This is a genomic window from Candidatus Schekmanbacteria bacterium (genome assembly GCA_003695725.1).
Classification (GTDB): Bacteria; Schekmanbacteria; GWA2-38-11; order GWA2-38-11; family J061; genus J061.
Genome location: RFHX01000127.1, coordinates 1 through 6138, shown reverse-complemented (window position 1 = coordinate 6138; position 6138 = coordinate 1). Strand labels below are relative to the sequence as shown.

The 6138-nt window shown below is 35.6% G+C and carries 4 protein-coding genes; 1 reads left to right on the top strand and 3 read right to left on the bottom strand.

What is annotated here, in order from left to right; all coding sequences use genetic code 11:
• On the top strand, window positions 1-2253 hold the full coding sequence (locus D6734_05185; protein ID RMF95663.1) for an AsmA family protein: 2253 nt from the start codon (window positions 1-3) through the stop codon (window positions 2251-2253).
• Window positions 2254-2291: 38 nt separating this feature from the next.
• On the opposite strand, the gene D6734_05180 is transcribed toward D6734_05185, so the two are convergent.
• Genes D6734_05180 through D6734_05170 form a run of 3 tightly spaced genes read right to left on the bottom strand, consistent with a single transcriptional unit; the run spans window position 2292 to window position 5982 of the window.
• On the bottom strand, window positions 2292-3350 hold the full coding sequence (locus tag D6734_05180) for a mechanosensitive ion channel family protein (GenBank protein RMF95662.1): 1059 nt from the start codon (window positions 3348-3350) through the stop codon (window positions 2292-2294).
• Window positions 3350-4078 carry a TrmJ/YjtD family RNA methyltransferase gene (locus tag D6734_05175; GenBank protein RMF95661.1) on the bottom strand — a complete coding sequence of 243 codons (729 nt, stop codon included), beginning with the start codon at window positions 4076-4078 and terminating at the stop codon, window positions 3350-3352. The genes D6734_05180 and D6734_05175 overlap by 1 nt, the downstream gene beginning before the upstream one ends.
• A gap of 5 nt (window positions 4079-4083) precedes the next feature.
• Window positions 4084-5982, bottom strand: a complete 1899-nt coding sequence (locus D6734_05170) for a thiamine pyrophosphate-binding protein (GenBank protein ID RMF95660.1) — start codon at window positions 5980-5982, stop codon at window positions 4084-4086.
• Window positions 5983-6138 lie beyond the last annotated feature (156 nt).

Below are 6138 nucleotides of genomic sequence, written 5' to 3'. Positions count from 1 at the left end.
GTGGTGAGTGAGTATATTGGAAGAGATGTAGAGATTGGGGATATAAGCGTAGGTATCTTTACAGGAGTTGATTTAAAGGATGTTTCAATAAAGGAAAATGCTGAATATGGTGAAGGAGAATTCCTAAGGATAGACAATGTAGAATTAAGTTTTAGTTTTCTCGATCTTCTTCAAAAAAAGCTCAACATCAAAAATATCTATTTCAAATCACCTCTTATAAGAATTATCAGAGACGAAAAAGGAGTATTCAATTTTTCAGACTTAATTGAAAAAGGTACGACTAAAGAAGCAGCAAAGGAAAAGAGGAAAGAGGAAAAGGGAAAAAAACAGACAGCTTCAAAAAAAGACACATTTGCGTTCAATGTTAAAAAGATTGTGATTGACGGTGGAACTATATTATTCACAGATAGGAACGAAGGGGAAGAAAGCAGCTATCGACTTGAAAATATTTATATTTCTTTAAAAGGGGAATTGGCTAAGAAAGCCTTTGATATTAGTGTCAAAAGCAATCTAAAAATTTCAGAAAATGAAGCATCATCTTTACCGATTGATATTAAAGGAAGCATTGATTTAATAAATAAGGGTTGCAATATTAGTTTTGTTTCTAAAGATGTAAACCCTTATGCAGTTGTAAATGCCATTAATCCTCAATATTCGTCTTTTGTTGAGACATTGAAAGGGAGCAAAACTGACTTTGAGATTACTGCAAACTCCAAGGATTATGAAAAAAATGCCGCAATAAAGTCTGAAATTTTCTTGAAAGCATTTGGCGAAAAAGTATCAATACCTGTGGATTTGAAGTTGAAAACGCCTTTTGCAAATCCTGAAATAGAGGCTAAAGTAAATATCGAAAATCTTTCTATCCCATTTATTGAAAAAGTTCTTCCTTTGTCAATAAAAGAAGAAATAAATTTAATTTCATTGGAAGATGGCAAAATAGGTACTTCCTTGTTTTATGAGGGGACTATTGATGATTTTTCACTTTCATCAGTTATAGGTGACTTTCGGATTAAGGAATTTAAAGCTAAGTTTAAAGATTACGGCAATATTCCTCTGACAATGAATGCTGATGGAAAAATTGAAAATGGTGAAATTAGCATTAAATTGTCCCCTTTGAAATTGGGAAATTCTGATTTTTTTGTCCGCGGTAATACAAAAATTCCAAAAGAAGATGCCCCTATAAATGTAAATGTTTCTTCAGAGTCGAAGATTTTAGATTTAGATGAAGTTGTGAAGAAATTTACTTCTTCAGAAGAAGAGGAGACATTGAGAAAAAACAGAGAAAAAGCTGAAAAATCAAGTAAATTGGAGAAGGGAGAAGAGAAGAAAAGCAAGCTATTCAAGTTGATTTTGTCTGCCAAAGCAGAAAAGATTAAATACAGTAACCTTCCTGTTAACTCATTATTTTTGAATGCGCAATATATGCAGGATATTATTAAAATACCCAATCTTACATTCAATTTGGGGGAGGGTAAATTTTTTCTTAAAAGTGAGGCTTATTTAGGGAAAAAATCAGAAAAACTTAGCGGTATGGTTGATGCTCAAAATATTTCCCTAAAGGACTTGAAACCTCTCTTGTTTTCAGATTTTTCTGGAAAGATTGAAGGACTTGTGACTACAAAGGCGGATTACTCGGCTTTTGGTTTGGATGCTGAAAGAATAAAGAAGACCTTGAGAAGCAAAGGGAAAGTCGAGGTAAAAAATATTACAGTTTCAGGTGTTGAATTTCTAAATAAGGTTGCAAACCTTTTAAGCGCTGATGAATTGAAAACAGTTGTCTTCAAGGATGGTGAAACTGTATTTCATATAAAGAATGAAGAAATCGAATATGGAAAATTAAGACTCAATGGAAAAGATTTAAAGGTTGCCTCTGACGGCGATATAGCTTTTGATGGGAAAATAGATGGAAAAGCTATTTTGAAGCTTTCTCCTGAGCTGTCCAAAAAAATTTCCGGCGGAAAGGCATTGAACAATTTTATAGGCAACAAAAAGGGATGGACAGAAATTCCACTGAAATTTTCCGGCACAACAAATTCACCGAAGATATCCCTTGAAATGAAGTCTGTTAAAAAGAAAGCTGTCGAAAAAGGGAAAGAATTGCTTCGCCAAGAGCTCGACAAGATTTTTAAGAAAGACAGCGGCAGAAAAAAGAAAGGGAAAAGTGTTGGAAAGAAAAAGAAAAGTAAAAAGGAAGATGCCGTTAGGAAAGGTATCAATAAATTGAAAGATATATTTTCACTTCCTGGCAATTGAATAAGAAAAGAGATAGTGAGGCTTTTTTAAAACTGAATTCAACTTTCTCCGCCTTTTTCAATAAATAAAGTTTGAGTTGGATAGGCAAATTCAATGCCCTCTTTTTCGAATCTGCGATAAATTTCCAAATTTATTCTTTGTTGTACATCCATATATGTATTGTAATCTGGTGACAGGACATAATATACAATTTCAAAATTTAATGAAAAATCGCCATAACTTTTGAAATGAGCACGGTCAAAACGTGCAAGCTCTTCTTTTGTAATTATTTCATTGATAATCTTTGGAATAAGCTCGAGCTTTTCAGCAGGTGTTTGATAGGTTACACCAATTGAGAAGAGTATTCTTCTTTCCATCATTTGCTTATAATTTCTAATCCTGCTTGAAAGGAGGTCATTGTTGGATACAATAATCAATTCTCCTGAAAGGCTTCTAATCCTTGTAGTTTTGAGCCCGATTTTTTCTACAGTTCCTAAGATATCTCCAACAACAATGAAATCTCCAAGAACAAACGGTTTGTCGAGAACGATTGAAAGGGATGCAAAAAGGTCTCCCAAGATATTTTGCACTGCAAGTGCTACAGCAACTCCTCCAATGCCCAATCCTGCTACAAGAGTTGTAACATTGATTCCAAAATTATCGAGTATCATAAGAACGACTACGGACCACAATATCAATTTGCCGATGAAGGCAAGTGTATTGAAAAGAGTTAATTTGGCTGTATCTTGGTCGATTTTTCTTTTAACAATGTAGGGGAAACCATATGTAATAAGAGCATTGCACCAAATAGCAACCTGAAAGAGAAGAACTGCAACTGCAATGTTTTTTAAAATGAATGTTGCCTTTTCAGGAAGAGTCAAGAGATTTGATGAAAGATAAAGTGAAAAAATTAAAAGACATATAAATTTTGTTTTTTTAAGTACTTCAACAAGCATATCATCTAATTCTGTGTCTGTTTTTTGGGCAAGGGCAGATAAACTCTTAAAAATTATTTTTTTGAGGATATATAAGCCCCAGAGAATCAGAAATGTTAGAATGCCTGCTATTATCCACCGTTGAATACTGTTTCCATACCACTGTATATTTAAGAAATCCATCAACTGTCACCTCCCTTTTTCCGTAATTCCTTAAAAATGCCGAGAAACATATTCATTTCAGCTTTAGTCAGTCCCTTTCGTGTAAAAAACCCCTTCATTGTCCGCAAAATCGAGTGGAGCAGGTCTCTATCGCCTCTTTTCCCGTAGTTTAAGTAGATAAGAGTATTTTTAACTTCATTTAACAGATAATCAAGCTCTTTTACAGTAACTGATTTTATTTTTTCCCCCCTTGTTTTGATCATCTCATATCTTGATAATTCATATGCCATTATAAGCACCGATTGTGAAAGGTTTATCGAAGAAGAAGTATTGCCTGTTGGGATGGTAATTAAAAAGTGGCATCTTTCTGTTTCTTTGTTTGAAAGACCTGAATTTTCTCTTCCAAAGATGACGGATACTTTATTTTTTGAAGCTCTTTCTCTTATTTTTTGAATTCCTTCTTCAAATTCATAGAATAGGCCTCTTTTTTTACCTCTTCTTCTTGTAAGTCCTACAACAAGTGAGGATTCAGCTATTGCTTCTTCTAACGTGTCAAAGCTCTTTGCATTTTGAAGGATATATGCTCCCTTCATAGCAAATGTTTTGGCTTCTTCATCTAAATGCAGGTTTGAATTTACCAAGACGAGATTTTTAAATCCCATATTATGAAGTGCTCGTGCAGAGGCACCTACATTACCGCCCTTTTTTGGTTCGATTAGAACAAAAGAGATATTTTTTTTGAAAGACATTTCTTTTACACAGGTTTGCTTCTCATTTCTTTAATAGATGTTTTTGGATACCAAGTTGATTTTGAGCCGGGTCCGAGTCGTTCAATAATTACATCCAAAAGATATGGTTCGCCTCTTTTTATTGCGCTTTTTGCTCTTTCAAGGGCGGGCTTTATCTGATCTGCGCTTTCTATTTTTTCTCCTTCAACACCGAAACTCTTTGCATAATCTGAGTATTCGACATCAGGATTTCCAAGATAACAGGCAATATCTTTTCCCATCTGTCCCTGTTTTCTGCCCATAGAAAACATTCTGCTTCTTGGGCCATCATAACTTCTATTGTTGTAGATTACTGTTAGAAGAGGCACTTCATATCTTGCACTGCTCCATAGAGCAGAGCAACCACAGAACATAAATCCGCCATCACCGATAAGAGATACAACCTGCCTATCTGGTTCGGCTATCTTAACACCAACAGCGGCACCATGTCCCCACCCAAGAGCTGAGCCCATTGTCCAACCTATGCATTTTCTTCCATCGGGAGAAAAGTCGATTAAATCTGTTGAACCTCTTGGATTTTCAACTTCGGGTACGATGATTGCATCGTCATCGAGATAATCCTTCAATTCAGAAGTGAATCTTTCCCATGAAAGAGGAGAATTATTCCATCTTTTTTTGATACGATCTTCTTTCATTTTTATCAGGCGCTTTTTGAATGCTAATATCTTTGATTCTCGTGATTTTTTGATTTTTTCTATTCTTTCGTTAGGAAGCTGAGATTTAACAGCATCGATAATTGCCCTAATTATCTTTTTGACATTCCCTGCAATACCAACATCTACAGGTTTGATGCGTGCTATGTCTGATGTGTCCATTCTTGCATGAATTATCTTTGCTCCTTCAGGCAAAGGTCCCGGTATTCCTAATGCCATCATACTCATATCAGGCATTTGCGTCCCAAAATTGATGAATAAGTCTATGGAATAATCGTAAGTAAACCCTGCAAAATATTTTCCATGAAAGAGATTATGGGCAGTTGGAAAATCTTTGTAAACGCTTGCACCTTGTGTTACTGGGATATTCAGTAATTCTGCAAGCTCCACAAGGTCTTTGACAGCGCCAGCCCGCGTTACCTCATGTCCTACATGGATCAATGGAGCTTTCGATTCGATTATCATCTTTGCCGCCCTTTCGATTTCATCAGAATCAGGTTCTATATTCAGAGAAAACTCATAATAATCATGAAAGGGTATTTCTGCTGAAATTTTGTCTCTCTTCATTACATCTGTTGGCACCATAAGATAAGTTGGGCCGCCGGGAGGTATCATTGAAAGCTGAAAAGCTCTCTTTACTAATTCTGGTATTCTTTCAGGCCACTTTGCCATCCAGCGCCATTTTGTAAATTGTTCAACTGTTTCAAGCCAATCATCGACATCTTCAAAACCGTTTCTTCCGGCATATCTGGTGTCCGGGCCATCAGTAATCACAACAATGGACGATTGGTCTTTCCATGCATTGTAAAGGTTGTTTGAAGCATGAGGGAGCCCAATGCGCGCCATATTTACAAATCCAGTTTTACCAGTTGCAAGATGGTATCCTTCTGCCATTGAAACTGCTTGGCCTTCTTCCGTGCTTAATATGAAGCGTGGTTTTTTCCTTTCTACTAAGGCATCATAGAATGGATAAAGCCCTGTGCCATTTGCCCCAAATATATATTCAACTCCTGCAGCAGATACTGTTTCTACAATTAATTCACCACCTGTGCCGGTAAAATTTTTTGTTTTTGCCTTTGTAATAGGGGTAGTACTAATTGCCTGCGCTAAAGATTTGCTCCCATTTAAACTTAATCCTGCTGCAACAAGGGCTTGAATAAAACTTCTTCTCGTAATACTTCCATCGATATATTCTTTTATTATTTCCCTCATTTTGCCCCCTCCATTCAGAAATGATATTGTGCAGCTGCAATTTAAGAATTATAGATGGTGATATCTGATGTTATCAGGTTAAAATACATTTTGAAAAAATTTTAAAAGTGGATTTTGTACGCAATAATGTAATAATTTTTCTTTTCAGTTATGAAG

Coding starts and splice junctions, on each gene's coding strand:
- D6734_05180 (RMF95662.1), bottom strand. CDS start 3,350: ATGGATTTCTTAAATATACAGTGGTATGGAAACAGTATTCAACGGTGG.
- D6734_05175 (RMF95661.1), bottom strand. CDS start 4,078: ATGTCTTTCAAAAAAAATATCTCTTTTGTTCTAATCGAACCAAAAAAG.
- D6734_05170 (RMF95660.1), bottom strand. CDS start 5,982: ATGAGGGAAATAATAAAAGAATATATCGATGGAAGTATTACGAGAAGA.